This window comes from Delftia sp. Lp-1 (genome assembly GCF_020523835.1).
GTDB classification, from domain to species: Bacteria; Pseudomonadota; Gammaproteobacteria; order Burkholderiales; family Burkholderiaceae_C; genus Comamonas; species Comamonas acidovorans.
The window spans coordinates 2,312,347-2,338,632 of record NZ_JAJALJ010000001.1 but is presented as its reverse complement, the minus strand read 5'-3'; the positions used below and the strand labels follow the sequence as shown (position 1 = coordinate 2,338,632).

Annotated in this window: 24 protein-coding genes; 15 read left to right on the top strand and 9 right to left on the bottom strand. The window is 62.3% G+C overall.

Features of this window, described 5'->3' with window-relative positions:
• Positions 1–1,188, bottom strand: a 1,188-nt coding sequence (locus LGR64_RS10490) for an alpha-xenorhabdolysin family binary toxin subunit A (RefSeq protein ID WP_230355386.1), incomplete at its 3' end; no start/stop codon positions are given.
• A 487-nt stretch (positions 1,189–1,675) separates the two neighbouring features.
• Between LGR64_RS10490 and LGR64_RS10485 the strand changes: the two genes are divergently transcribed.
• The 4 genes from LGR64_RS10485 to LGR64_RS10470 all read left to right on the top strand — a co-directional run bounded on the left by LGR64_RS10485 (position 1,676) and on the right by LGR64_RS10470 (position 6,571).
• Complete coding sequence (locus LGR64_RS10485; protein ID WP_230356176.1) at positions 1,676–2,611, top strand: restriction endonuclease; 936 nt, start codon at positions 1,676–1,678, stop codon at positions 2,609–2,611.
• Positions 2,612–2,826: 215 nt separating this feature from the next.
• Positions 2,827–4,434, top strand: a complete 1,608-nt coding sequence (locus tag LGR64_RS10480; protein WP_230355385.1) for an AAA family ATPase — start codon at positions 2,827–2,829, stop codon at positions 4,432–4,434.
• Positions 4,431–5,348, top strand: a complete 918-nt coding sequence (locus tag LGR64_RS10475; protein WP_230355384.1) for an HNH endonuclease — start codon at positions 4,431–4,433, stop codon at positions 5,346–5,348. The genes LGR64_RS10480 and LGR64_RS10475 overlap by 4 nt, the downstream gene beginning before the upstream one ends.
• A gap of 386 nt (positions 5,349–5,734) precedes the next feature.
• A complete protein-coding gene (locus tag LGR64_RS10470; RefSeq protein WP_230355383.1) occupies positions 5,735–6,571 on the top strand; it encodes a hypothetical protein in 837 nt (278 codons plus the stop codon).
• 235 nt (positions 6,572–6,806) lie between these two features.
• On the opposite strand, the gene LGR64_RS10465 is transcribed toward LGR64_RS10470, so the two are convergent.
• Positions 6,807–7,028, bottom strand: coding sequence for a hypothetical protein (locus LGR64_RS10465; RefSeq protein ID WP_230355382.1), 222 nt, complete (start codon positions 7,026–7,028; stop codon positions 6,807–6,809).
• A gap of 285 nt (positions 7,029–7,313) precedes the next feature.
• Positions 7,314–7,712: a YkvA family protein gene (locus LGR64_RS10460; RefSeq protein WP_230355381.1), complete on the bottom strand. Its 399-nt coding sequence runs from the start codon at positions 7,710–7,712 to the stop codon at positions 7,314–7,316.
• Between the two features lie 586 nt (positions 7,713–8,298).
• Here LGR64_RS10460 and LGR64_RS10455 point away from each other — a divergent pair.
• From LGR64_RS10455 to LGR64_RS10425, 7 genes are all read left to right on the top strand, one after another.
• Entirely contained in the window at positions 8,299–9,237 is a 939-nt protein-coding gene (locus LGR64_RS10455) for a hypothetical protein (protein ID WP_230355380.1), read from the top strand.
• Positions 9,238–9,248: 11 nt separating this feature from the next.
• The gene (locus LGR64_RS10450; protein WP_230355379.1) at positions 9,249–9,758 is read left to right on the top strand and encodes a hypothetical protein; all 510 of its coding nucleotides are present in this window, start codon (positions 9,249–9,251) and stop codon (positions 9,756–9,758) included.
• Positions 9,759–10,081: 323 nt separating this feature from the next.
• Positions 10,082–10,573 carry a hypothetical protein gene (locus LGR64_RS10445; protein ID WP_141831868.1) on the top strand — a complete coding sequence of 164 codons (492 nt, stop codon included), beginning with the start codon at positions 10,082–10,084 and terminating at the stop codon, positions 10,571–10,573.
• Positions 10,574–10,834: 261 nt separating this feature from the next.
• Entirely contained in the window at positions 10,835–10,990 is a 156-nt protein-coding gene (locus LGR64_RS10440; protein WP_185750957.1) for a hypothetical protein, read from the top strand.
• 277 nt (positions 10,991–11,267) lie between these two features.
• The gene (locus LGR64_RS10435; RefSeq protein WP_230355378.1) at positions 11,268–11,468 is read left to right on the top strand and encodes a hypothetical protein; all 201 of its coding nucleotides are present in this window, start codon (positions 11,268–11,270) and stop codon (positions 11,466–11,468) included.
• A gap of 366 nt (positions 11,469–11,834) precedes the next feature.
• Positions 11,835–13,526, top strand: a complete 1,692-nt coding sequence (aspT, locus tag LGR64_RS10430) for an aspartate-alanine antiporter (protein WP_034398603.1) — start codon at positions 11,835–11,837, stop codon at positions 13,524–13,526.
• Positions 13,527–13,580: 54 nt separating this feature from the next.
• The gene (locus LGR64_RS10425) at positions 13,581–15,176 is read left to right on the top strand and encodes a bifunctional aspartate transaminase/aspartate 4-decarboxylase (RefSeq protein WP_026062323.1); all 1,596 of its coding nucleotides are present in this window, start codon (positions 13,581–13,583) and stop codon (positions 15,174–15,176) included.
• Between the two features lie 24 nt (positions 15,177–15,200).
• Here the strand turns inward: LGR64_RS10425 and LGR64_RS10420 are convergent, their stop codons facing one another.
• A complete protein-coding gene (locus LGR64_RS10420) occupies positions 15,201–16,139 on the bottom strand; it encodes a DMT family transporter (protein WP_230355377.1) in 939 nt (312 codons plus the stop codon).
• Positions 16,140–16,214: 75 nt separating this feature from the next.
• Between LGR64_RS10420 and LGR64_RS10415 the strand changes: the two genes are divergently transcribed.
• A complete protein-coding gene (locus tag LGR64_RS10415) occupies positions 16,215–17,102 on the top strand; it encodes a LysR family transcriptional regulator (protein WP_230355376.1) in 888 nt (295 codons plus the stop codon).
• Here LGR64_RS10415 and LGR64_RS10410 read toward each other — a convergent pair.
• The 5 genes from LGR64_RS10410 to LGR64_RS10390 all read right to left on the bottom strand — a co-directional run bounded on the left by LGR64_RS10410 (position 17,099) and on the right by LGR64_RS10390 (position 23,807).
• Positions 17,099–17,596, bottom strand: a complete 498-nt coding sequence (locus tag LGR64_RS10410) for a hypothetical protein (RefSeq protein WP_230355375.1) — start codon at positions 17,594–17,596, stop codon at positions 17,099–17,101. The genes LGR64_RS10415 and LGR64_RS10410 overlap by 4 nt on opposite strands.
• 129 nt (positions 17,597–17,725) lie before the next feature.
• Entirely contained in the window at positions 17,726–18,985 is a 1,260-nt protein-coding gene (locus tag LGR64_RS10405; protein ID WP_230355374.1) for a TolC family protein, read from the bottom strand.
• 77 nt (positions 18,986–19,062) lie between these two features.
• Positions 19,063–22,179 (bottom strand): efflux RND transporter permease subunit, encoded by a 3,117-nt coding sequence (locus tag LGR64_RS10400; RefSeq protein WP_230355373.1) that lies wholly within the window; start codon positions 22,177–22,179, stop codon positions 19,063–19,065.
• Complete coding sequence (locus LGR64_RS10395) at positions 22,179–23,288, bottom strand: efflux RND transporter periplasmic adaptor subunit (protein ID WP_141831851.1); 1,110 nt, start codon at positions 23,286–23,288, stop codon at positions 22,179–22,181. The genes LGR64_RS10400 and LGR64_RS10395 overlap by 1 nt, the downstream gene beginning before the upstream one ends.
• Before the next feature lie 102 nt (positions 23,289–23,390).
• Positions 23,391–23,807, bottom strand: a complete 417-nt coding sequence (locus tag LGR64_RS10390) for a hypothetical protein (RefSeq protein WP_012205745.1) — start codon at positions 23,805–23,807, stop codon at positions 23,391–23,393.
• A gap of 236 nt (positions 23,808–24,043) precedes the next feature.
• On the opposite strand from LGR64_RS10390, the gene LGR64_RS10385 reads away from it, so the two are divergent.
• The 3 genes from LGR64_RS10385 to LGR64_RS10375 all read left to right on the top strand — a co-directional run bounded on the left by LGR64_RS10385 (position 24,044) and on the right by LGR64_RS10375 (position 26,269).
• Positions 24,044–24,946, top strand: a complete 903-nt coding sequence (locus LGR64_RS10385) for a nitroreductase (protein WP_230355372.1) — start codon at positions 24,044–24,046, stop codon at positions 24,944–24,946.
• 130 nt (positions 24,947–25,076) lie between these two features.
• Positions 25,077–25,988: a bestrophin family protein gene (locus LGR64_RS10380; protein WP_097202269.1), complete on the top strand. Its 912-nt coding sequence runs from the start codon at positions 25,077–25,079 to the stop codon at positions 25,986–25,988.
• A gap of 71 nt (positions 25,989–26,059) precedes the next feature.
• Positions 26,060–26,269 carry a DUF4287 domain-containing protein gene (locus LGR64_RS10375; protein WP_013802290.1) on the top strand — a complete coding sequence of 70 codons (210 nt, stop codon included), beginning with the start codon at positions 26,060–26,062 and terminating at the stop codon, positions 26,267–26,269.
• Positions 26,270–26,286 lie beyond the last annotated feature (17 nt).

The window sequence follows — 26,286 nt, the reverse complement described above, 5'->3', positions numbered from 1 at the left end:
CTTCTTGGGCGTGCCGCCAAAACGACGGAAATGGTCTGCCTGTCCGGCGACACGCGCCCAGCCCTTCTTGGCCGTGCCCAGCACCACCGTCAGGCTGAACCAGTTTTCCCCTTGCAGGGACTTGCGGCCGGTGGTGCTCAAGACCTTGTGTATGTTGCCCAGATCGGCAGAAATCGCACGCCATGCCTCGCCCAGCGTCTTGAGCTTGGGACCCAGGTCTTCAATGCTCTTGCTGATGCTGTCAAAGCGATCATTGCTTCGGTTGTAGTAGCCGATGAAGCGCTCGTTCGTGGCCATCGTGGCCTGGATGGTTCTCACCTCATCGACCTTCTCGGCAATCTTCCTGCGCGTGACCGCAAGGTCCGCACCCACACCGATATCCACCCCCGCCAGAATCAGCGGCCCGAAAAGCGGAATCGCCAGATAGGCCGGAGACGTGGACAGCACGATGACTTCATCCTTTTCCTTGCGGCGCAGGGCCTTCAAGTCGTTCTCCAGCTTCTCCACGGCGGCCTTCAGCTTCTGGTTGGCAGCACCCTCGGCGCCCAGCGTGGTCGTGAACTTCTGCTTTTGTCCATTGAATGCGGTCTTGCAGGCATTCAGGCGCACCAGTATTCCGTTGCCGTTGTCAAGAATGGAGTTCTGCAGCGCGAAGGCACGCACCGATCGTGCATTGGCGTCTTCAATCAACTGCTCCAGCGCGCTGCTGAAATTGCGCTTGATCTGCTCCGAACGCCCGCTGGGCGTATCGCTTTCCCAAACCTTGACCAGGGCCTTCCATTTCGCTTCCACCGCCGGCTCCGCCGATGGGGTGGGCGCCCCCTCCAGATCGAAACGGTCCACCAGCTCGATCAACCGTTCATAGGTGGTTGCCGCCACATCGTTGTACTGAACGATATCGTCGGCAAGGGTCAGCATCTTGTCCTGCACATCGGCCTTGAACTTCTGGCCAACACCCTTGAGCGTGACGAACAGCTCCACCGCTTCGGAAAACTCGGGCCTGAAATCATCCTGCTTCTGCATGCCCAGCATGGCGCGCATCAGCTCCGTAGTGGTCGGGTTGTCGGTGACTGCAGACTCGAAGAACGTCGTCAGCCCGATCCAGTCCTCTGAACTGAGAACGGAGATTCCCTTGTAGATATCGGCAGACGGGGTAAAGGCATTCGTTGAATTTGCAGCGTCGGACATGGCGAAGGCTCCTGATGGTGAAAGGCCGGATTCGGCCTCGAATCGGTGTGCAAACAAGCGGCGGCGTTGAAGAAATGACCGCACCGCAGTCGTCGCCCGCCCTCCTTTTGCGCTCCAGTCGACCGGATGCTAGGTAGCCACCATGGCCCTGTATGTCCCCCAAACAAGTGACACAAATTCATACAGCACTGGGGATAAGGACAGCAGCCGGACTGCTCTCTCACACTCCAAGGAGCCTGTCCCCTGCGCGACCCATGGCAATAAGCACGATCAGTCCATTGCCCCAAATGACAAGGCAAGGAATTTCGCAGACCAGGCATACACCACCTGCTATGCAATCAATAGCGCATTGCACACATTCATCGCCAACCAGAAGACACCATCAGTGTCAATTTCTCTTGATTTCACCGCACCCATTGGCACAGGAATTCGCCTCACCCATAAATGTTGCAAAATGTTTAGCAATTTGAACGATGGAGGAGCGGGAGTGGCAAGAAAACGAAAGACCAGCACGGCAGAAGACCTCATGGATCTGATCGCCCTGCTGCCCTGGTGGGCTGGCATTGCATTGGCTCTCACCAGCTACATGGTGCTGCACTCCATTGCCATCCGTCCCCTGCCTGCAGCGCAAAGCCCGCAGCAAATCGGCCAATTGGCCACCACGGCCATATGGCAGGGCCTGGCCACTGCAGGCCAATACATCCTGCCCATCATCTGCCTGGCCGGCGCGGCCATTTCCGCCGTGCGCCAGCGCCGCCGTAGCCGGTTGTTCGAAACCACCTCGGCCAGCTCCAGCGCGGATGCGCTGCAGAACATGTCATGGCGGGAGTTCGAAACGCTGGTGGGTGAGGGATTTCGTCGGCGCGGCTACAGCGTCAAGGAAACCGGTGGCGGCGGGCCTGATGGTGGCGTGGACCTGATCCTCTCGAAGGATGGCGAAAAGACACTGGTGCAATGCAAGCAGTGGAAAGCCTTCAAGGTGGGCGTTTCCACGGTGCGCGAGCTATATGGAGTCATGGCTGCTGATGGTGCTGCTGCCGGCTTTGTGGTGACCTCTGGCCGGTTCACTCAGGAGGCTGTGGCGTTTGCTGCGGGGAGGAATATCCACCTCATGGACGGCGCCGCGCTCATGAAATTGCTGAAGGAGGCAAAGGCCCAGACAGAAGCGGCTTCAACAACCAAGGCCCGGACTTCCACACCTTTGGCAAACCCTGTGCCTGTGGCCGAGCCCGTCAAGACGGAGCATGCTTTTGACACAGTGCAACCGGCTGCTGCCCCAATACCCGGCTGTCCTCAATGCGGGAAAGCCATGGTTAAGAGGGTTGCGAAGCGTGGGCCTGCTGCGGGGAAGTCGTTTTGGGGATGCTCGGCGTTTGGTGCGGGATGTCGGGGGACTCGGGATAGGGTTGGGAATGGCAATTGATTTTGTAGATGGTCTGCTTTCGACCCAAAGCGGAAGTTCGAGATTGTGTTGCGTTTGCCTGCTTTGCAGCGAGACTGTATGGAAAATTCCTCGTGAGCAAGGCAGTTCGGAAATCGAGCTCTCAGATCTATTCTGCCAGGCAAAGCAGAATGATCTAAGTGAATCCCTGCCGCGAACCCCGCTACACTGGCAACGCTCTCTCGCCGGAAGATGTCATGGAATCTAGGATATTTGTTTGTTTGTCAAAAACTGTGTTCGCTAAACAGCGATTGCAGTCTCTGTTTACATCAGACTTAAATTGTCTGCTGGTGTGCCCCTCCAATGAGCGGTTCAATGATTTTGGCACAGTTAGCCATGTGGACGTGTTTGCAATACAGTCCGACGGCATATCGGCCGCTTTGCCCGGAAAGCTGCTTATCGCCGATCATCTCACTGAAACTGTGGAGCTCAAGACATCCGACTTACTACGAAAAATACTGGCAGGGACACCGGACGCTGTGCTGCCAATACATCAGGCGCTTAAAAGCTATCGCTTTCTATCTGCATTGATCGATTCGCACGAGTATGAAAAATTAATCGACTTAGTAGGCCGAAATGATGCTGAAGAGCTCCTTCAGGAAGCTAATGATGTAGGACTGCTACTCAGTAAGCAACCAGAGAATCAGGACTTGATATGGTTTCAGACTAGACCTGAGTATGGCCAATCATTGCTGCGATCGGACGCCACATTTTTGGCGGTGTTCGATTTACCGAATCAGCTTAGCGCCAGAAGGCCACCGATTGAGCGGCCCACTAAGATCAAATTCGCAACAAACCTAATAGGCAAAGGTAAAATTGAGTTCTCATTTATGGAGGACGCTCTTGGAGCAAGCAATGTCAACGTTCTTGTTGGAGTGAACGGAGTTGGCAAGAGTCGATTATTGCGCGAGCTAGCGTGCGCAACCGAAACATTCGGCCCAATTCTCTTTTTACCCTCACCATTGGATGACGTTGGAGCTCTTCCGAGTGAAATTGCAGCGAGAGTTAGAAACCACCCGGCAACAGCCGCCGGTTGGGAGACCATATCGAAAACCGTCGCACTGATAACCCGTGACCGAGACGGCACCCAATACCGCACATTGAGGCGAGCGATTTCAGGATTCTTGGCGCTAGACGAGATCGCTCTGCCTCTGATAGAAGACGATCGTTCTATTGAGTTCACTACTCACACTGTCCGCGACCGACGGTATGCTCAACTTCGGGGGATATTCACCGCTCCTGAAGGGAGGAAGACGGCGCTCTTTGGGCTAGTGGACTATCGAAATGCACCAGTCTTCGTGAGTGAAGGCAATCCTCGTCATCTGAGTTCTGGCGAGCGTGCACTCTTCGGCTTAGCCGCCACTCTAATACGAGATATCCCTGAAAGGGGTTTGGTGCTACTCGACGAGCCGGAACTGTCTCTGCACCCGAGGATGATTGCAGATCTAATGCGTTTACTAGGATTACTACTAAGAGCGCGACGAGCGCATTGCATAATCGCAACTCACTCCTTGTTTATTGTCCGAGAAACGCCGGACGCTGCCGTTCATGTGCTCAAACGTTCCGATATTGAGGAAGGTTCCATCGTTGATTATGAGCCGATGATTCAAACACTGGGCGCAGGACTTACAGAGCTCTCAAACGTCATCTTTGACGACTGGAACATAAAGGAGTATTTCCAGCAACGCATCGAAGAATATCTCGAGAAACCGCGATCCGATGAGGAGCTGTCGCGGACTCGGAATCAGCTAGGCGAAACAGCAAGAGCTATCATGCTTGATCTCACGCGCGACCACAACGTATGAAGCCGCTTTTCTTCACTGAAGTGAATGATGCAGATCTGCTGGAGGAAATACCCGAGATCGGGCATCATAATATCGAAATCCGCAATAGTCGCTCAGAGATTATCAAGCAGTATGCACATTACCGAAGTGCGTTGAGAAGGCCTGTGCCGGGAACCCCCCCGATTTCAAATGCACTTAAACAAGCGCTCCTATCTAAGTACAGTGAAGGTCGCGCCGGTAGCGGCATATTTTCTTTTATCCAAGATCGGGCAAATCAAGCCAGAACGCGTAGCTGCCCATACTGCGGAAGGGGGGGCTTAGGCACAATAGATCACTACCTGCCTAAGGAATATTTTTCTTGGTTCTCCGTTTATTCGTGGAACTTGGTGCCATCTTGCCAAGAATGTCAGAACATTAAGGGAACCAAGATCGGAACCACGTGGGGTCCGCGCCCCATCCATCCGTTGCTCGACCGGATTGGCCTTTCCCAGTCTTTAGTTGTTCGGCCCATCTTTCACGCACCGGATGTGATGCTGACCACGTTCAAGATGAGTGTCATTTCAGATCGGTCATTCAAACGCAATGTACGAAAGCGTGAGAAGCATTTATTTCAAAGACATTGGCGCTTCTTCGGGGCTGATCGACAAGACGTGCTTTCTGCGTGTAGAACTTCCCTGGCCGACATAAAAATTGCGCTGCAAACCAATGTGAACTCTGCCCTGCCTGATGTCTCGACGAAATCTGTGCACTGGATCAAAAGCAAATTGAATAGAGCTCTGAACTTCGAAGAAGTATCGTCGGACCACTTATTATATATCGGGCTTCTACGCGCGCTTTGCACAGACCGCTACTCACTTGAGCAATTAGTTGCGGCTCAGCTTCCGACAAAGGCGCTGACCAGACGGAGTCAACAAGCGCTTCTCCGCGCCAGATAGCCGCACTCTTACCAGGACAACCGACTGGCAAGCATCATGAAAATCCTCTTTAGAAACGTCCAGCAAGGGAGCGCCGCTAACAGCCTGAGGCAGCCAGCCAGCCGTCGGCTGCCGACCCGCAGCTGCCGTTTGAAAGAAGAACTACCCCAAAGCTGCCGTTGATTCGCCCCCCGCTGGCTCGCCGTCGAAATCGCACCGCCTAAGCGCCTGGTGCGAGCCTATAATTTGTTGGGTAGAAGCTTGCGGGGTTTGGCGGGAATTTTTAAACAGCACGCTGACCGCAAGCCCAAGCTGCAAACCAATTCCAGAAGAAACCAGTGTTCGAAATACCCCGCATGGCCCGTTTTTATCCCGTAAGTTTTGCGGTCTAAATCACGTTAGCGCTTATGAGTAAATTTAATAGATTGCTAGTCATCGATCAAAACTATCTTCGAGCCGATTGTCTCGGAGAGCTTCTTCGTTCGCACAACGACCTGAGAATAGTGCTTCCAGATATCGCCATGCTGGAAATGTTGAAGTCGGGTAGCTGGAAATCAACGATGCAGCGGTCACTAGCAACCCTTTCAGGCTTTGCGAATCGGGTGCATGTTTCGACGCCGATTGGTGTTGCTATTAAAAAGGAAATTGAGTCTGGGCGTGTGGCCAATGAGGGAATGATTGACTGTCTGGTTACGAGATGGCTCAGGGAGCTCCTTAGGGAAATTTCGGATGGCCAAGACGGCTCGAAAACTGAGGCTATCGCAGAACGCATCTTGGCAGTTCAGCAGGAAGTTGTTGCAGATGAATTGAATGGTGAGGCTAACAAGGAAAAGCTTCAGCAGCTTGTCCAGACGTTAAAGACCGTGATCAGTGAGGAATCATTGAAAGCACTTCGTGCGGGGAAGGTAGCCAGGGAGGAACGGCTCGCAATGATTAAGAAAGCAGCGCCATATTTTCTCACAGATGTTTTTCGGCGAGCTCAGTTTTCGCAAAATAAGGCGAAATCATTTCTTCGCCAGAAACCGATTTTATTGAGATTCACATATGCCCGTATTTGGCTATCGATCGACTGGCTTTCACGGGGCGGTATCGAAACCGCAAACGGCGCGACCATAACAAACGATTTTATTGATCAAGATTATGTTGTAACGGCGACATGCTTCAACGGAATTTTAAGCAAGGAGAGAAGGGTCAATGCTGCATTTGAGGATTTGCAGGGTGTCATGACCCACAATTTGCGCTAACAAGAAGCTCCACCCGACGCCGACTAAGGTGCTGTGCCTCGTCTGCGCGCAAGCAGCCGACGCGGGTGAGCTTCGACGTCGAGCGTCCGCTTCGATCTGCCGCCAAAGACCGCTTCTGGCCGAGAGCAGTCCCCAATAGCCCAGCTCTCCACGTGCTCCAAACCCTGCTAGCAACCGCAAAAGCACCCAGAAAGGCCACGCATTACATGCGTGGCCGCCCAGGGCAGCACCCCAGTCAATCCGGCGCCCTCACCACCCCGCGTTCACTCACACCCCCCATCACCCCCTCAAGCGCCTCTTCCTGCGCCTGAATAAACGCAAGCAATTGCCCAGGAGTCACCGGCTCCAAGGCATGCCCCGGGTAGGCTCCAATGATCAAACTGGAAATCAGCCCCAACTGATCCTGCACGCGCCGCAGGCTGTTGTACTCGGGCTCAGAAAGTTGAAAGTACAGCATGGCAACTCCTCAATGAGCACGCTTGGCGGCTGACGCAAAGGAATGCCCAAGTGCTCGAAGCACGGGACCACGCAAAGGATTGGGAGAGGGTTCGGGCATTGATACGCCCGCAAGGAAAGCAGCCATAAGGCCTCCTGTGAGTACGTCCAACTGCTTTCGGGAGTGTGGCGGGACCGCCTGTGAAGGTGTGTTCAGCACCTGGGCGAGATGATACAGCGCTCAGGCACAGCTCCCGCATCCTTGTGTTGCCCGCCCGCCGCCGCTCAGCCCGGCAAGGCTCCGCGCTCAAAGACCCCAGCGCCCTCGGAACGCAAGGAAGACTCCCACGCAAACGCATAGCCAGACGCTCACCACCAGGGCGACTCCGGCACGGCTTCGGGGCTTGCGGCCCTGGACCTGCATCCAGGCCTCGGCCTGCTGGCGGCTGTCGGCCAGCACGGCCGGGGGAAGCAGCCGCACGGTGAGCCAGATCAGCGCGGGCAGCAGCAGGACGTCATCCACATAGCCCAGCACGGGGATGAAGTCAGGGATCAGGTCGATGGGGCTCAGGGCGTAGGCGACCACAAAGGCGCCCAGGGTCTTGGCATACCAGGGCGTCTGGGGGCTCTTGCAGGCAAACCACAGGGTGACGCCATCGCGCTTGATGCGTCGTGCCCAAGTCTTCAATCTTTCACCGGCTGTCATGGATGTGCGAGGTTGTGACCGGGGTGGATGATGGCGGCTGGCCGTTGCGGTTGGGGCTGTGCTGCCGCGCCCGCTCGGCACCCGATGATATGGACCGCCAGCCCGCTGCGCGCGGTTTCCTTGTACCGGGTCTTCATGTCCGTATCGCCACGGCGCCGTGCCTGTGGCCGCAAAGTCCCGCAGCACGGCGGTGCCGGCTGGCCTGCGTCCACTGGGGCAAATGGCTGCACTGACTGGCAAAGCCTTGTCACCGCCCTCTTCCCCATTCCAAATCCATATCGACTGCACTCAAGGCATGCATCTCGTATATGCATCTAGGAATAATCTGAAAATAATCAGCCACCAGCCTTTCTGCTTGACTTCCAGATACCCAAGAAATCAAATAGCCGGACTCCCACAACGGAATTCCCAGGCCATTGATTGACATTGGCCTTGGGAATGATTGCGAACGCGCAATTCCCACTCTCATACCTTGATCGGACCTGATTTACCCCAGGCCTGATGGGAGGCCTGCGTTCGTGATTTTTCTGGCATTTGGCAAACCACCATTTCCTTATTCATTCCATTAACCATTCGCTTGCAGGCCATGGCAACATCCACAGATCTCACCCGCCCGTATATCAGCTATGAAAAGGCCTTCAACAGGCAGATTACCCGTGCCATGGACAGCCAGCAGGTGGACGTGGTGGTACTCACGCCGCAAGAGTTCCTAGGCGTCCTGCAAGACAGGTCGCGCAATGACCCACGCCTGGAGGCCAGCCTGCGCGCCATCCTGGCCCAAAGCGCCCTGGGCCGGTATTGGACGCAGACGGCCAGCCCCAATGCCGGCAAACCCTGGACCATCCCCGCCTCCATGCTGGCCAATGACGCGTACCTGTTCACCAGAACGCTGATTGCATTGCGCCTTGCCGGTGCGCGCACCTATGTCAAGGCGACTCCCAAGGGCACCTATATCATCATCACGGGCCGAGCCGGGTTCCGCGGCAATCTGCTGCAGGGCACGCGCTTTCTCACCACCAATCCCCGCATGGTCCAGATGGGTCTGGGCATGCGCGGCCTTCAAGGCGTGGCCAGAGGGGGCTTCATCTTGAGCTTGGTTGTGGGTATCAGCGTGGAGACATTGGACTTCATCTTCAACGACGAGAAGACCATGCATGACCTGGTGGGAGGGATTGGGGTGGAGGCGGTCAAGGCTGGGTTGGCGACGATGGTGGGCCTTGGAGCAGGATTAGTGGTGGGCGTAGGTGCAGCAACTCTTGCCATCTTGCCGTTAGTCACAATGGCTGTCGCAGTGTTCTTGTCTGGGATAGCTTTGAATAGAATTGACGAGACTTGGGATATAAAGAAGAATGTGATTTTCGCATTAAAAATGCAAACAGACAGTACTCCCCATGGGATATATCGCATCAATCCCAATGCTGTGACTGAGGAAAAATTAAATGGCCAAAGTGAAAGAATAAAATACAATTATGCGTCTTCGGAACCAAATAATAGCTTGCCACTTCCTATCAACAGGAAAAATTGACGGATATAAAAATGAAAACAAACAACTTAACCGATATTAGAAAATCATTAATATATGGAATTCCATCAATTCTATTTGTTTTATTTTTTTCAATTTGGAATACAGAAAATTCATTTCTAAAAACAATCGCCGATTTAAAAAATTCAGCCCCCTCGGTAAGAATCACACCTGGTGATTTGGTCGGGGTATATTTCCCAATAATGGGAGCTACGATACTTGTATCAGTGATACAAAAAGCAATCCCCTGCAAAGCAGGAACTTTAAAAATCTCAGAACGCATTCTTGCGATCTCCGTAATCACAGGGGGAGGAATTATGCTCTTCTGTCTTCTTGTTGTTACACCTCTTCAGTACTACGCCATGCCCAGATTAGGATATACACGCTGCAATATATTAGAAGGCCATCCAAATATTTATTTTTCAGACTGGGTGAAAAACCCTGACTGGTGCGTACGCGGCAAAAGCAGGGAGTGGGTTAATGAGCAAGCCCGTCTAGGCGGTAGCACCAAGCTAAATCCATAAACAAAAAGTGCAGATCACAAGGCCTACATCTTTCTGACCTATCCGCGTAGTGTGGTTGCATGTGTGTCAGAACAACTCCTCGCTGGCTCCCCAGAAATCACTACGCTTCCGCGCAAACACTAGGCCCAGTCCTTAGCAGCGGTGGCGGCAGCGAATAGCGGTCGCATGAAGCGGGTACTGGACCCGAAACGCCCAGCCATGGCCTTAATGGCACCCTCTACCGGGATAGACTTAAATAGAATCTATAAACACCGGGAAATAAAAAAATTATTTCCTAATAACCGACCATGCCTGATCAGTCGCAAAAATTTATGAGTCTTTAAATGGACAAAAGAAATTTAACCGAAATCAGAAAATCACTAATCTGGAATATTCCACTTTTTCTGCTGCTTCTAGCAATGTCAATTTGGAGTATTTTATATTCTCTATATCAAACCGTAGATGATTTAAATAAACTCGCTCCATCAGTAAGAATCACACCATTTTATCCAATTGCGTTGTGTGTGCCAATAATTTCAATCACAGGAATTATAATTGCAATACAAAAAGCAATCCCTTGCATGGAGGACGCCATAAAAATTCCAACGCGTATTTTTTTATCCGCCATAGCCGCAGGAGTTTTTATTATGTTTTTTTGTCTTTTTGCAATTACGCCTTATCAGTACTATGCTATGCCAAAAATGGGCTATACCCGCTGCAACGTTTTGAAAGACCACCCCACCATATATTTTACGGACTGGGTTAAGAATCCAGATTGGTGTGTGCGTGGCAAAAGCCGGGAATGGGTCAAAGAGCAAGCCCGTCTTGCCCAATGACCAGATGATTTTTCTCGGGTAGGTAAAGAGGGTCGAAGGGCCTACCGGCCCAGGAACAGGCGGGTGGCGCGCAGGCCCAGGGGCGTCCAGTGCAGGCCCGGTGACATGGCCTATACCAGCAATTCATGCTGGGCCGCTGGATTGAGCGTGGGGTAACGCTGCTCGAAGAGCATCAGGTCGGTGTCCAGTTCCTGCGCGCTGCGGCCCCGGTCGGGTCACGCGCCACGGGATGTGCGCAGGCGCTCGACCACGCGAAAGCTCATGCGCCGCGCCGCATGGACTCCCCCGCCCGCACGCTACGAGCGCGGCTACGGCTGGCTGTTCGGCCGCCATATCCTGCAGGCCAATGAGGGATGCGATTTTGATTTTCTGGAGACGGGCTTTGGGCGGGCTGTGCCGGAGCCGGATATTTTTTGAAGCATGCGAATCAATTATTTTTTCAGACTTCCCTATATGATGGAAAGATTTTTTGATCCACATTGCATCAGAATATTGAAACCATGAAAGCAATTGAAAAGCAATTGAAAAGCAATTTTCCCAATGGGTCGACGAAACACTTTCCGGCGATCTGCCAGAAGGAATCGCAGCATTCCACTTCAATCTGTATGACTCGCCCACATCGCACGAGCTCCAGATTGTGGGCTGCCCGACCTACGACCCGCAGGACCCGGACTGGGCGTGCGATGACATATTCATGTCCGACGATCCTCACTTCGAGTTGCCGCACGAAGTCGTGGGAAGCGAGTGGGAGAAGGGACTTGCTGCTGCCAGGAAACTGCTTGGCTCCTACGTGGCCTCGGAAGCAGCGGGAGCCCTTCGGCTGCGCCAGTCGCAAGCGGTGAGCGCCGGTTTTGTGGATGGAGAACTCCACCTCATCTGGGCGCGAGATGCGTGATTGATGAATTCAGCTGGCGGGCAATAGATTTCATCCAAAAACTCGAACCCAAGGCCTGCAAGCAAGGCAGGCCTGTATATGTATCCGCTTTTGCTGACGGCGCAGTCCTACATTGCCGTTGGTCTTTGTCGTGAATAGTGGCTCTGTTCTCAATAAGGATCGACCCAAAGAAGCCAATGAAATAGCCATATTCGATTGAATATTTCTTGGTCACAATCATTTGTGCAGAAGTATTTTCGATAGCTATTTCCAATAGCGACTCGCCGTTTCCCAGTCCACGCGCACGCAATGCCCCCTGCCCTCCCGGGGCAGCAGCTTCCGTTGCCTTGCACCGCCGTGGACCTCAACCCAGAAGCAGAGGTGGCTGTGGACTTTCTCAGAAGCATCTTTCATCAGGCTCCGGAAATCGCGCTGTTCGCGGCCTTGGCGCTCGGTTACTGGGTGGGCAAGTTCAGGTTCGGGTCGTTCCAGCTGGGGGGCGTGGCGGGGTCGCTGCTGGCGGCGGTGCTGATCAGCCAGGTGGGGGTGACCATCGATTCGGGCATCAAGGCGGTGCTGTTTGCGCTGTTCATCTATGCCGTGGGTTTCGAGAGCGGGCCGCAGTTCTTCCGCTCGCTGGGGCGGCAGTCGGTCAAGGAGATCCTGATGGCCCTGGTGGTGGCCGTGTCGGGGCTGGTCACGGTGGTGGTGATCGCCCGGGTGTTCCATCTGGACAAGGGGCTTGCGGCGGGGCTGGCGGCGGGCGGTCTGACGCAGTCGGCCATCATCGGCACGGCGGGTTCGGCTATCGAGAAGCTGGGGCTGGCGCCCGACGAGGTGCAGCGCATGCAGGCCAATGTGGCCATCGGCTATGCGGTGACCTATATCTTCGGCTCCTTCGGCGCCATCATCATGTGCGTGAACGTGCTGCAGTGGCTGACGGGCCGCAAGATCCGCGAGGACGCGATTCAGGCCGAGCAGGAGCTGCTCAAGGGCGTGCGCGTGTACGGAACCGGCGAGTCGCCGGCCGTGCCGGATCTGGTGGGGCGCATTTTCCGCGTGGGACAGGCAGGCCGCACCGTGGCGGAGCTGGAGGCCAGCGCCACCGCCAACGGCGGCACGGTGACGGTGGAGCGCATACAGCGCAGGAACGCGATGGTGGGCGTGGACGGCAGCCTGGCGCTGGAGGCCGGCGACATCATCTTGCTGGTGGGCCGGCGTGCGGCCGTGGTGGCGCTGGGCGCCTCGGTGGGCGAGGAGCTGCAGGGCGCCGAGGGCATGGACGTGGTGATGGTGCGGCGCGACGTGGCCATCTCCAACAACCAGTACCTGAACCGCAGCGTGAAGGACATCCTGGACAGCCTGTCGCAGGAGTTCAAGCACGGTGTATACGCAGTGGCGCTGATGCGCGCAGGCACGCCGGTGCCGATTGCGCCGGCCACCATGGTCATGCCGGGCGATGTGGTGACGCTGTTCGGCACGCCGCAGGATGTGCAGAAGGCTGCGCAGTCGGTGGGCCCCATCATCGTGCCCAGCGACAAGACGGACTTTGTCTTCCATGGCCTGGGCATCACGGTGGGCCTGCTGATCGGGCTGCTGGTGCTGCGCCTGGGCTCCATTCCCATTACGCTGGGCAGCGGCGGCGGCGCCCTGCTGGCGGGCCTGCTGTTCGGCTGGTGGCGCAGCCGCAAGCACACTTTCGGCAACATGCCCACGGCCGCTTCCACACTGCTGCGCGACCTGGGCCTGGCCGGCTTCGTGGCCATGGTGGGCCTGCAGTCGGGCCAGCAGGCCGTGACCACGGTGATGCAGCAGGGCCTGACGCTGTTCCTGCTGGGCGTGGTGGTGACCATCGTGCCGCTGCTGATCGCCATGCTGTTCGGCAAGTACGTGCTGCGCTATGACAACGTGGCCGTGTTCGCGGGCTCGCTGTCGGGGGCGCGCAGCGCCAACCCGGCGTTTGGCGAGATTCTGGACAAGGCCGGCAACTCGATTCCCACGGCACCGTTTGCGATCACCTATGCGCTGGCCAATGTGTTCCTCACATTGCTGGGGCCGCTGGTCATCGCCTTTGCCTGAACACCCCTGATCTATTCCCAAGGACCACCAAGGACCATCACAAGGAGCTGCGCAATGAGCAAGGATTATCGGAGTCTGGCGAATTTGAGCCCATTCGAACTCAAGGACGAACTGATCAAGGTGGCCTCGGGCAAGGCCAACCGCCTCATGCTCAATGCGGGGCGCGGCAATCCCAACTTCCTGGCGACCACGCCGCGCCGGGCGTTCTTCCGGCTGGGGCTGTTCGCGGCGGCGGAGTCGGAGCTGTCGTACTCCTACATGACGGTGGGCGTGGGCGGGCTGGCCAAGCTCGACGGCATCGAGGGCCGCTTCGAGCGCTTCATCGCCGAGCACCGCGACCAGGAGGGCGTGAAGTTCCTGGGCAAGTCGCTCAGCTATGTGCGCGACCAGTTGGGGCTGGACCCCGCCGCCTTCCTGCATGAGATGGTGGACGGCATCCTGGGCTGCAACTACCCCGTGCCGCCGCGCATGCTCACCGTGAGCGAGCAGATCGTGCGCCAGTACATCGTGCGCGAGATGGCAGGCGGCGCCGTGCCGCCCGAGTCGGTGGACCTGTTCGCGGTCGAGGGCGGCACGGCGGCCATGGCCTATATCTTCGAGAGCCTGCGCATCAGCGGCCTGCTCAAGGCCGGCGACAAGGTGGCCATCGGCATGCCGGTGTTCACGCCGTATATCGAGATCCCCGAACTGGCCCAGTACGACCTCAAGGAAGTGCCCATCCACGCCGACCCCGACAACGGCTGGCAGTACTCCGACGCCGAGCTGGACAAGCTCAAGGACCCGGACGTCAAGATCTTCTTCTGCGTGAACCCCAGCAACCCGCCGTCCGTGAAGATGGACCAGCGCAGCCTGGACCGCGTGCGCGCCATCGTGGCCGAGCAGCGGCCCGACCTGCTGATCCTGACTGACGATGTCTACGGCACCTTTGCCGATGAATTCCAGTCCCTGTTCTCGGTCTGCCCCCAGAACACGCTGCTGGTGTATTCGTTCTCCAAGTATTTCGGGGCCACGGGCTGGCGCCTGGGCGTGATCGCGGCGCACAAGGACAACGTGTTCGACCATGCACTGGCGCAGTTGCCCGAGTCCGCCAAGAAGGCGCTGGACCACCGCTACCGCTCGCTGCTGCCCGATGTGCGCTCGCTCAAGTTCATCGACCGCCTGGTGGCCGACAGCCGCGTGGTGGCGTTGAACCACACGGCCGGCCTGTCCACGCCGCAGCAGGTGCAGATGGTGCTGTTCTCGCTGTTTGCGCTCATGGATGAAGCGGACGCCTACAAGCAGGCCCTCAAGCAGCTGATCCGCCGCCGCGAGGCCACGCTGTACCGCGAGCTGGGCATGCCCCCGCTGGAAAATCCCAACTCGGTCAACTACTACACCCTGATCGACCTGCAGAACGTGACCTGCCGGCTCTATGGCGAGGCCTTCTCGCAATGGGCCGTGCAGCAGTCGTCCACGGGCGACATGCTGTTCCGCGTGGCCGATGAGACCGGCATCGTGCTGCTGCCGGGCCGGGGCTTCGGGTCCGACCGGCCTTCTGGTCGTGCCTCGCTGGCCAACCTCAACGAGTACGAGTACGCCGCCATAGGCCGCGCCCTGCGCCGGCTGGCCGACGAGCTGTACGAGCAGTACAAGGCGCTGGGCAAGGAGTAGGCCCTGCGCCAAGGCCCGCACAGCTCATCGCAGCTGTCGGGCCTTGACCACCAGCAGCGCCCCGGCCATCAGGCCCACGCCGGCCAGTTGCACGGCGTCCAGCGCACGCCCGTAGACGGCCCAGTCCAGCACGATGGCCGTCAACGGATAGACGTACTGCAGCACGGCGATGCGGCCCAGCGTGAGGCGGGCCATGCCCGCAAAAAGGATGGCATAGGCCAGGCCCGTGTGCAGCACGCCCAGCCCGGCCAGCCACGCCCAGGACGACAGCGCCTGCGGCCAGCCATGAACCAGCGGCACCCACAGCAGCAGCACGGTGCCGACCGCGCACTGCCACCAGGCCAGCGCAAACGGCGTGACCACTTTCTCGGTCTTGGCCAGGATGGTCACGGCCGCATAGCACAGCGAGCCGGCCAGGCACATCAGCAGGCCAGACACATGGTCCGGCCCCCAGGCCGCCGCATCGCCACCCAGCAGCCCCGTGGTCAACACCAGTCCCAGCAACGCCGCCAACATGGCCGCCACCTGCCGTGGCGCCACGGCCTCGCGCAGCACCAGGGTGCCGAACAGCATGATCCACACCGGCTGGATGTGGAACACGATGGTGGCCACGCCAATGGAGGTCAGCGGTATGGCCGCAAAGAACAGCGCCCAGTTCAGCACCATGAGGACGCCGGTGGCCGCCACCACCGGCCAGCTCCTGCCGCGCACGCGCAGCTCCCGCACGCGGCCCGTGGCCATGCCCCAGGCCAGCAGCGCCAGCGCGCCGAAGGCGCAGCGAAACAGCACGGTGACCAACGGATGCTGGCGGGCCTCTTCCACAAATATGCCCACGGTGCCCAGCAGCACGCCGCCCGCGATCATCAGCCACTGGCCGCGTGTCTCCTGCGCTGTGGAAGCGGCTTGTGCGGGCGCGGCGGAGGCTACGGATGCGGCCTGTAAGGAATGGGTTCTGTCTTGCATGGCCGCGATCGTCTCGTGGCAGTAAATTCTCGTAAAGCAAATAGTTTGCAGGTTTAGTATTCGATATTCGAATCCATGGAGCGTGCCGTGAACCACCCCGACCTACAGATCGACTGGCTGCGCGCCCTGGTGGCCGTGGTGGATGCGGGCTCGCTCTCGGCTGCCGCGCCGCTGCTGCACCGATCACAGGCCGCCGTGAGCATGCAGATCAAGAAGCTGGAGACCGCCCTGGGCCGGCCCGTGCTGCTGCGCGGCCCGCGCCATCTGCAGCTCACGCCCGCCGGCGCCGAGCTGCTGGGCTATGCCCGGCGCATGCTGGAGCTGCAGACCCAGGCGCAGGAGGCCCTGTTCGGCCCCGACCTGTCCGGACGCGTGCGGCTGGGCGTGCCGGACGATTACGCATCCACCTATCTGACGCCCGTGCTGCGCAGCTTTGCAGGCCGCTACCAGGGCGTGGAGATCGAGCTGACCTGCGAGCAGTCCACCGCACTCATCCCGCAGGTGGTGCGCGGCACGCTGGACCTGGCCCTGGTCTCACGTGACAGGCCCCAGCGTGGACGCCTGCTGTTCCACGAGCCCCTGGTCTGGGTGGGCGCGCCGCAGCACGAGGTGTGGAGGAAGAATCCCCTGCCGATTGCCGTCTACGAGGCCGCCAGCCTGGCCCGCACGGCCGCGCTGTCCAGCTTGGCGGCCCAGCGGCGCGCGCACCGCGTGGTCTATCACAGCTCCAGCCTTGCCGGCCAGCTGGCCGCCGTGGAAAGCGGCCTGGCCGTGGCGGTGTTCACGCGCTGCAGCGTGCCCCCGCACCTGCAGGTGCTGCAGAACCTGCCGGCCGGCTTCGAGCTGCCGCCGCTGGTGTCCATGCAAGTGTCGGCCCTGCGCAGCAAGGCCTCGCAGGGCTCGGCGGCCGTGGATGCCATGTACGAGCAGTTGATTGCGACGCTGGGCGGTGGTCGACCCTAGAGCGGCGCAGTCCACAACCCCGCGTCGCCAGCCCGGGCATGCCATGCCCGGAATCTGGCTCTGTAGCCTTGCCAGGGCTCGGCGAGCACGGGGCGCGGGTCCTCGCTGAGGTCATAGGCCATGCCTTCGGTCCACCATGCGGGCCGCAGCAGCATGCGGACGATGCCGAGTTGCTCGCTCTGCACCTGGTGGATGAGTTCATGGCGGAGGTAGTAGGCGGTCCAGGCCCTGGGGCCTATGACCGTGCCCAGGCCCGCCAGATTCATGGCAGAGCGCGCGCCCAGCCCGAAGCTGTCCGCACAGGCCTGGGTGACGCAGAACACCACCCGGGACCGGTGCGGCGCAGTGCCCAGACGCGCCGCCAGGAATCCATGGGCCTCCTCCACCATGGCGCTGGCCTGCTCCAGCCGCGAGACATCATCCACGCAGATCCGGTCCGCCGTACAGGACACGCCGGCCAGCCCGGGAGCCATCACGCGCACTGGTTTGACCAAACACCAAGCCAGGGCTGGCACCACCACCGTGACGAGAACAAGCAGACGTTTGAGGGGAGGGATCCTGGGTCTCATGGATTGGCTGGGGTTGCGTCGCTGTACACGGATTGTCGCGGGCTGCAGCCGCACTCAGTCATCAAAATCCCACAGCTCATGCAGATCCAGCCGCAGGCGGCTGTCGCCTTCCAGCGCCTCGCTGCGGGCCAGGCGTTCGGCCAGCAGCGCTTCGGCCAGGGTGCGGCGCACGGCCAGCAGTTCGGTCAGGCCCGATTCACCGGCGCGGTAGGCGCGCAGTGCGCGGTCGGCGGCGCCCTGCTGCAGTGTGGCGGCGCGAGCCTGGGCCTGGGCGGCGGCACGCTTGCCGGCCAGCAGGCTCCACAGCACGTCGAACTCCGCGCCCAGGCGGCGCTCGGCCGCCAGGCGGCGGGACAGCGCGGCGTCGGCATCGGCCAGGGCCTGGTCGGCCTGGGCCTGGCGGTGCACCGAGCCCAGGGGCACGGACAGGCTGACGCCCGCAATGCGCTCGCTGCCCCCTCGCTCACTGGTGGCGAACACGCCCACGGTAGGGTCGGGCTGGCGCTCCAGATCGGCACGGCGGGCCTGGCGCAGTGCCAGGGTTTCCTCGGCCTGGGCCAGCAGGTATTCGTGGCTGTGCTCTATGTAGCGCAGGCGCAGTTGGGCCGGTGGCTGCTGCGGCATCAGTGGCAGATCGGGCAGCGGTGGCGCAGCCTCCCCCTCCTTCGTCCTCGCAGCCTCCAGGCCCGGAAAACGCGCCTGCAGGTCCGCCTGGGCCGCCTGGTGCGCGGCCTGGGCGGTTGCCAGCGCGGCCTGCATGCGCGCGTGCTCGGCGGCGGCCAGTTCGGCGTCCAGCCTGGCGGCATCGCCTGCGCGCAGCCGGCGTTCGGTGACGCGGGCCAGTTCGGCGGCAGCGTCGGCATTGTCCCGGGCGGTCTGCTGCGCCTGGCCTGCGCGCTGTGCGGCAAACCACAGCGCCAGCAACTGGCGTGCGGCTTCGTGCCGCACATCCTGGGCCGCCACGCGCGATGCGGCCTGGGTCGCTTCGGCAAGCTGCGCATCGGACTCGGCCTTGCCACCCAGGCGCAGGGGGCGTTCGATGGCGATCTGCCCTTCGGTAAAGCGCTGGCCCGAGCCGTCGTGCACCCAGCGGCGCTGGCCGCTGGCACGCACCACGGTTTCATGCGGGCCGGCGCGCAGGGCCTGGGCGCGTGCCGCAGCGCCGCGTTGCGCGGCATCGGCCGCCTGCACGGCAGGAGAGCGGGCCACGGCCTCGCGCACGGCGGCCTCGGGCGGCAGATGGCTTTGGGCCTGGGCCTGGACAGCGCAGGCACACAGCAAGGCAGCGGCCCAGGCATGCAGCAGGTGTTTCATGGGCATGTTCCTGAAAGAGAGTCCGGCAAGGCCTTGCGCCCTGCAGTGGGGAGAGGTGGTGGTGGTGTGGGTGGTGCTCATGACCGGGCCTCCCGCTCACGCCGCGGCAGGCCGAAGCGCTCGAACAGCAAGGGCAGCAGAAGCAGGGTCAGCGCCGTGGAACTGACCAGCCCGCCCGCCACCACGATGGCCAGCGGCCGCTGGATCTCCGAGCCCGGCCCGCTGGCCAGCAGCAGCGGCACCATGCCCAGCGCGGTGATGCAGGCCGTCATCAGCACGGGCCGCAGCCGGTCGCGCACGCCGTGCCGCACCACCTGGGACAGGGGCTGGCCCGCAGCCAGCAGGTTGTTGAAGTGCGATACCAGGACCACGCCGTTGAGCACCGCAATGCCCAGCAGCGCGATGAAACCCACCGAGGCAGGCACCGACAGGTACTCGCCCGCCGCACTCAGCGCGGCCATGCCGCCCACCAGCGCGAACGGGATGTTGGCAATGACCAGCAGCGCCTGCCTGGGCGAGCGGAAGGTCAGCACCAGCAGCACGAAGATGGCGCCCAGCGCCAGCGGCACCACCAGCGCCAGCCGTGCGGCGGCGCGCTGCTGGTTCTCGAACTGGCCGCCCCAGACGATGCGCATGTCCTTGAGGCCGGCATCACCAGCGACGGCCGCCTGGGCATCTCGCACAAAGCTGGCAAGGTCGCGCCCTTCGACGTTGACCTGCACCACGGCGAAGCGTGCGCCGTTTTCGTGGTCCACGCGCACGGGGCCGTCGCGGGCCGCCAGCGTGGCAAGGGAGGTCAATGGCCAGCTGCTGCCGTCCGCCGCCGTCACCAGCAGCCCGGCCAGGCCTTCGGGCGACTGGCGCAGCGCCGCCCCGCCGCGCAGGATGAGCGGCGTGCGCGCCACGCCTTCGGGCACGATGCCAATGCGCTCGCCTTCCACCAGGGCGCGCAGTTGCGCCTGCAGGCCATCGCCGCTGAGCCCGGACTGGCCCAGCGCCGCGCGGTTGAGCGCCACCTGCAGGTATTGCACGCCGCTGTTGCTGGGCGCGATGACTTCGGAGGCCCCGGCCACCGCGCGCATGCGCGCGGCCACGGCCTGGGCGGCAGTGTCCAGCCGCGCCAGGTCGGGATCGAAGATCTTGATGGCCACGTCGCCGCGCGTGCCGGTCAGCATTTCGGAGACACGCATTTCTATGGGCTGGGTGAAGCCGTAGATGAGCCCCGGAAAGCCTTGCATGAGGTGGCGTATGGCCTCGGCGATGTCTTCCTTGCTGCCGCGCCACTCGTCGCGCGGGCGCAGCACCAGGAAGGTATCGGTCTCGTTCAGACCCATGGGGTCCAGGCCCAGATCGTCGGAGCCCGTGCGCGCGACGATGGAGCGGATCTCGGGCACCTGCTCCAGCATCGCGCGCTGCACGTGCCCGTCCATGTCCAGCGAAGCGGCCAGCGAGATGGAGGGCGTCTTTTGCAGCTGCACGATCATGTCGCCCTCATCCATGGTGGGCATGAAGGTCTTGCCCACGGACAGGTAGAGCACGGCCGCCCCGGCCAGCGATGCCCCGGCAATGCCGAAGACCGCAGGCCGGTGGGCCAGGCTCCAGCGCTGCATGCGCTCGAAGCCCCGGGCCACGCGCCGCATCAGCCAGGGTTCATCGCCGCCATGCGAGCGCAGCAGCAGCGAGGCCAGCGCAGGCACCACGGTGAAGGCGATGAGCACCGAGGCCCCCAGCGCCAGCACGATGGTCAGCGCCACCGGCGCGAACAGCTTGCCCTCCAGCCCCTGCAGCGTGAGCAGCGGCAGGAACACGATAGCGATGATGGACACGCCGGCCAGCATGGGCACGGAGACCGCCGAGACCGCCTGGCGGATCAGCACGGCCCGGTCCTGCGGCGGGGAGCTGCCTGCCGTTTCGATGGCCGTTCCGCCCGCAGACTCATTCGCCAGCGCGGTCTCTATGTTCTCCACCACCACCACCGCAGCATCCACCAGCATGCCCAGGGCGATGGCCAGGCCGCCCAGGCTCATGAGGTTGGCCGTCAGGCCCGCATGGCGCATCAGCAGGAAGGTGGCCAGCATGGACAGCGGCAGCGTGGCCGCCACCACCAGGGCCGCACGCAGCCCGCCCAGGAACAGGTAGAGCGTGACCAGCACCAGCACGCTGGCCTCGACCAGGGCGCGCACCACGGTGCCCGCCGCGCGCGAGACCAGGTCGCCCCGGTTGTAGAAGACCTGGGTGCTCATGCCCTTGGGCAGCCGGGGAGCCAGTTCGTCCAGCCGCGCCTGCACGGCGTCCACCAGACTGCGCGCATCCACCCCGCGCAGTCCCAGCACCAGGCCCTGCACGGCTTCGCCACGTCCGTCACGACTCACGGCGCCGTTGCGCGTGGCTTCGCCCAGGCGCACGGTGGCCACATCGCCCACGGTGGCGGCAACGCGCCCCTCATGGGCGGGCACCACGACAATGGCGCGCAGGTCGTCCAGCCCACGCACGCCGCCTTCCACGCGCACCACCCAGTGCTCTTCCCCGCGGTCCAGCCGGCCTGCGCCGTCGTTGCGGTTGTTGGCCTCCAGCGCCTGGCGCAGCTGGTCCAGCGTCACGCCGCGCGCCCGCAGCCGGGCGGGGTCGGGGATCACCTCGTAGCCGCGCACCATGCCGCCCAGGGCATTCACGTCGGCCACGCCGGCCACGGTGCGCAGCGCAGGGCGAATCACCCAGTCCAGCACATGGCGGCGCTCGGCCAGAGACCATTGCTCACCGTCGATGGTGAACATGAACATCTCGCCCAGCGGCGTGGTGATGGGGGCAAGCCCGCCTTCGGCCGTGGCGGGCAGCTCGCGCTGCAGGCCGGCCAGCCGCTCGGACACCTGCTGGCGCGCCCAGTACACGTCCGTGCCTTCGCTGAAATCCACGGTCACGTCGCTGATGCCGTACTTGGACACCGAGCGAACCATGGTCTTGTGCGGCAGGCCCAGCAGTTCCTGCTCGACGGGCGTGGAGACGCGCTGCTCCACCTCCTCGGGCGTCATGCCGGGCACCTTCAGGATCACCTTGACCTGGGTGGGCGAGATGTCGGGGAACGCGTCGATGGGCAGGTGCACATAGGCCCAGGCACCGGCCAGGGCCAGCGCGCAGGCGGCCATCAGCACCAGCGCGCGCTGGCGCAGCGAAAAATCGATGAGGCGCGCCAGCATCACTCACCCCCGCCCAGCAGGCCTTTGAGCGCGGCAATGCCCGTCACGGCAATGCGCGCCTTGGGCGGCAGCGTGCCGCGCACCACGGCCGTGGCCTCGTCGCTGGCCTCCACGGACAGCGGCATGAAGCGCGCCCCCTGCCCGGTGGCGACAAAGACGCCGGTGCGGTTGTTCCAATGCGCCAGCGCCGCAGCGGGCACGCGCAGGCGTGCACCGCCAGAGCCGCCGGAAGGCCCGGCGTCCGCACCGGCCAGGGCCAGCGACGCGGTCACGCTTTCGCCCACGCGCAGGTCGCCAGCGCGTTCCAGCGCAACGCGCACCCGCATGCCGGCCGATCCATCACCGACCGGGGCCATGCCAGCCACCTTGCCCTGCGCACCGCGCGCCGCCACCTGAACGCGGTCGCCCACGCCGGGCAGCGGCACCTCGCGGCCCAGCAGCAGGTCCAGTTCCAGCGCCTTGGGGTCGGCCACGCGCAGCAGCGGCGCCGAGGCCTCCACGCGCGCGCCCGGCACCGCCAGCACCTCGGTCACCAGGCCTGCGCGGGGCGCCACCAGGTGCACCTCGTTGCCGACGAACTGCAGGCCGCTGGCGGCCAGTTCGGCGCGCCGCGCCTGGGCCATGGCCGCGGCCTCGGCGGCGCGGGCCTGCGTGGCCTGCCAGCGGCTGGCGGCGATGATGCCGTCCTCATGCAGCGCCTGGTCGCGCGCCAGGGCCTGGCGTGCCAGGCGCGACTGGGACTCGGCCTCCAGCAGCGCGCGCCGCGCCTCATACAGCTGCGGGCTGGTGAACACCGCCACCGGCTGGCCGGTGCGCACCGTCTGGCCCAGGGCCACGAGCACGCGCGGCACCGCGCCCGCATAGGGGGCGGCCACCACGGCCTGGGCATCGGGCCGCAGCACGACGCGCGCGTGGGCCGAGACCTCGATGCGCTGTGCCGCCTGAATGGGTTCGAAACGCACGCCCAGCGCCTGCGCCTGTTCGGCGGACAAGGCAACGGATGCGGACGGGGGATTGGACGGGCTTGCGGGTGCGGCCTGGGCCTGGGCGGCCATGCCGACGGCTGGCAGCGCAAGTGCTCCGGCCAGCAGCCATGGGGAAAACATCATTCCTGACTCCGGGAAAAAAGACGAACGCCGTCCACGCGCAGGCGGTTCGCTGCGCGCGGGCGAAGAAGGACTGAGGCGGGCCTGTGAACCAGGCCGGGGAGGTCAGGAAGCCAGGGGCGGTGCCTGGGCGGGGGAAGGCCTTATCACGCGCCCGCGCCAGCGCGGACTCAGGCGCATGGGCTGCAGCGGCAGGGCGGGCCGGGGCGCAATGCAGCGCATGCGAGCGGCACGCAGGCCCAGGGTGAGCAAGACCAGGCCGACCACGGCCAGCAAGGGCATGGGCAGCAGGTCCAGCGGCTGTATGGCGTCCTGCACATCGACCTCGAAAGGCTCGACATGGTCTTCATCCACATCGGTGAAGGAGCCGTGGGCCACGAACAGGTGGAAATGCGAGTCGGCCACGCGCGACGGCGCCGCATGGATGTGCAGGCCGGCCTGGTTCGGAGTGCCGAAATGGCTGTGCAGCAGCGGTATCAGCAGCTGCGCCACCATGATGAGCAGCAGCAAGGCGCTCCGCATGGATAGGCTCCGGATGGCATGCAACATGGCCGGGGATTGTAGTGCCGGTGCCTGCGCAATCGGTTCAATCCCGCAGTTCGGCAAGGGCACCATGCACCTGTCACACGCGTGCGCCCGCCCCCGGGCCTGCCCACCGCAGCCCGCCGCCGGTTCAAGCTGGCATGACGTATTTCATTGTATTCTTTCAGATATAACGATGCCATACACGGAGCACGGGCCCGCGCTGGAGAACCGACTTGACGCAAAAATACATCCCCCATCTGCTGGCCCTGGACCGCGAGCGTGACTGGGCGCGCGCAGCGCAGGCCTGCGGCATCTCCGACAACGCGCTGGCCCAGGCCATACGCTCGGCAGAGGAGGAGTTCGGCCACGCGCTGGTGCGTGCGGGCCGGCCCTTCCAGGGGTTCACGCAGGAAGGCGAACAGGTGCTGGCCTGGGCACGGCAGTTCGCCCAGGCGGTGGATGCACTCAAGCACTGCTTTGCCGACACGCGCAAGCGGGCAGGCCTGGCGCCCCTGTTGGCGCGGCGCTCCGTCTCGCCCAGGCGGCTGGCCATGCCGGGCCCGGACAGCGGCGACATGGACCTGATGATCGAGGCGGCGCTATGCGCTCCGGACCACGGTGCCTTGCACCCCTGGCGGGTTCTGGAGTTTCCCGCCCACCAGCGCGGGGCCTTGGCCAGCCTGTTCGAGCAGGAAAAACTGCGCCGCGACCCGCTGGCCCCGGCCGACGATATCCGCCGTGCGCGCGAGCATGCAACGCGCGCGCCGGCGCTGATCGCCTTCATCATCTCGCCCCGGCCGCGCTCGCGCGTGCCGGTGCGTGAGCAATGGCTGGCTGCGGGCGCGGCCCTGGGCAACTTCCTCAACGCCGCCCACCATTTGGGCTTTGGTGCCATCGTGCTCAGTGGCGAGCGCTGTTTTGACCCGGCCCTGCATTCAGCGCTGGGTTTGCGCGAGGGCGAGTACCTGGCCGGCTTCATCAGCCTGGGCACCATCACCAGCCAGCCATCCCCGCGCGCAACGGTGGCGCCCTCTTCCATGCGCACGGCATGGCAGGCAGAGCAGGCAGCAGCGGTCACGGCACAGGCCCTTCTCCAGCCAGACGGCAACCACGACAGCCACGGCAGCGATCTTTGAAGCCGCAGCCGGCGCGTGCAGGGTGGCGCATAAGTGGCGCGCAGGTGGCGCACTGACTGCGCGGGGCGGTTAGAGTTGCGGGGCTGCTGCGCCCTCTTGCGCCCTCTTTTCCATCACGGAACAAGCTTTCATGATCATCCGGCCCCGCCCCCACTGGCTGCGCATGCTCTTCGTGCTGCGCGGCTCGGTGCTGCCCGACATCCTGCCCCAGCTGATGGCCGCCACCCTGTTCGCCGTACTGGTCACGGCACTGCACGGCCAGCTGTTCGCCTGGAAAGTGCCGCTGAACTTCGTGCCGTTTTCGCTGATCGGGCTGACGCTGGCCATCTTCCTGGGCTTTCGCAACAGCACCAGCTATGCGCGCTACTGGGAGGCGCGCACGCTGTGGGGCACCCTGCTCAACGAGACACGCACCCTGGTACGCCAGGCCCGGACCTTGACGGACGCGCCGCAGCACGCCCCGGCCCTGGCCATGGTGCTGGCGGCCTTCGTGCATGCGCTGCGCCATCAGTTGCGCGGCACCGATGCCGCGGCCGACATGCGCCGCCTGCTGCCCGCCGCCGACTGCGAACGCCTGGCCACGGCGCGCTTCAAGCCCGCCGTGCTGCTGCTCATGGCCGGCGAATGGCTGCAGGCGCGCCGCCACGACGGCAGCCTGCAGCCCGTGCTGGTGCCCGCCATGGAGGCGCCGCTGTGCAAGCTGGGCGAGGCACTGGGCGGCTGCGAGCGCATTGCGGGCACGCCGATTCCCTTCACCTACGCGGTGATCATCCATCGCACCATCTACCTGTACTGCCTGCTGCTGCCCTTCGGCCTGGTGGATTCCATCGGCTTCATGACTCCGGTGATCGTGGCCTTCATCGCCTACACCTTCTTCGCGCTGGAGGCCTTGGGCGCCGAGCTGGAGGAGCCCTTCGGCACGGCGCCCAACGACCTGGCGCTGGACGCCATGTCGCAGATGATCGAGGCCACGCTGCGCGAGCTGACCGGCGAGGTGCTGCCGCCTGCGCCGCAGCACAAGGATGTGCTGTTCCTGACCTGACCCCGCCTGCCGGCCCGGACAGCGCCAGCGGCACAATCTGCCACCCGCATCACAGAAAAAGGACAAGCGCCATGACGGAGACAAGCAAGGTCAAGGGACCGGCCTCGTATTTCCCTTCCATCGAGAAGACCTACGGCCAGCCGATTGCGCACTGGATGGACCTGCTGCAGCAGCAGGACACCCGCAAGCACATGGAACTGGTGGGCTGGCTCAAGGCCCAGCACCAGATGGGGCACGGCCATGCGAATGCGCTGGTGGCCGTGTTCCTGGCACAGGCCTGACCTGCACCCAGCAACCC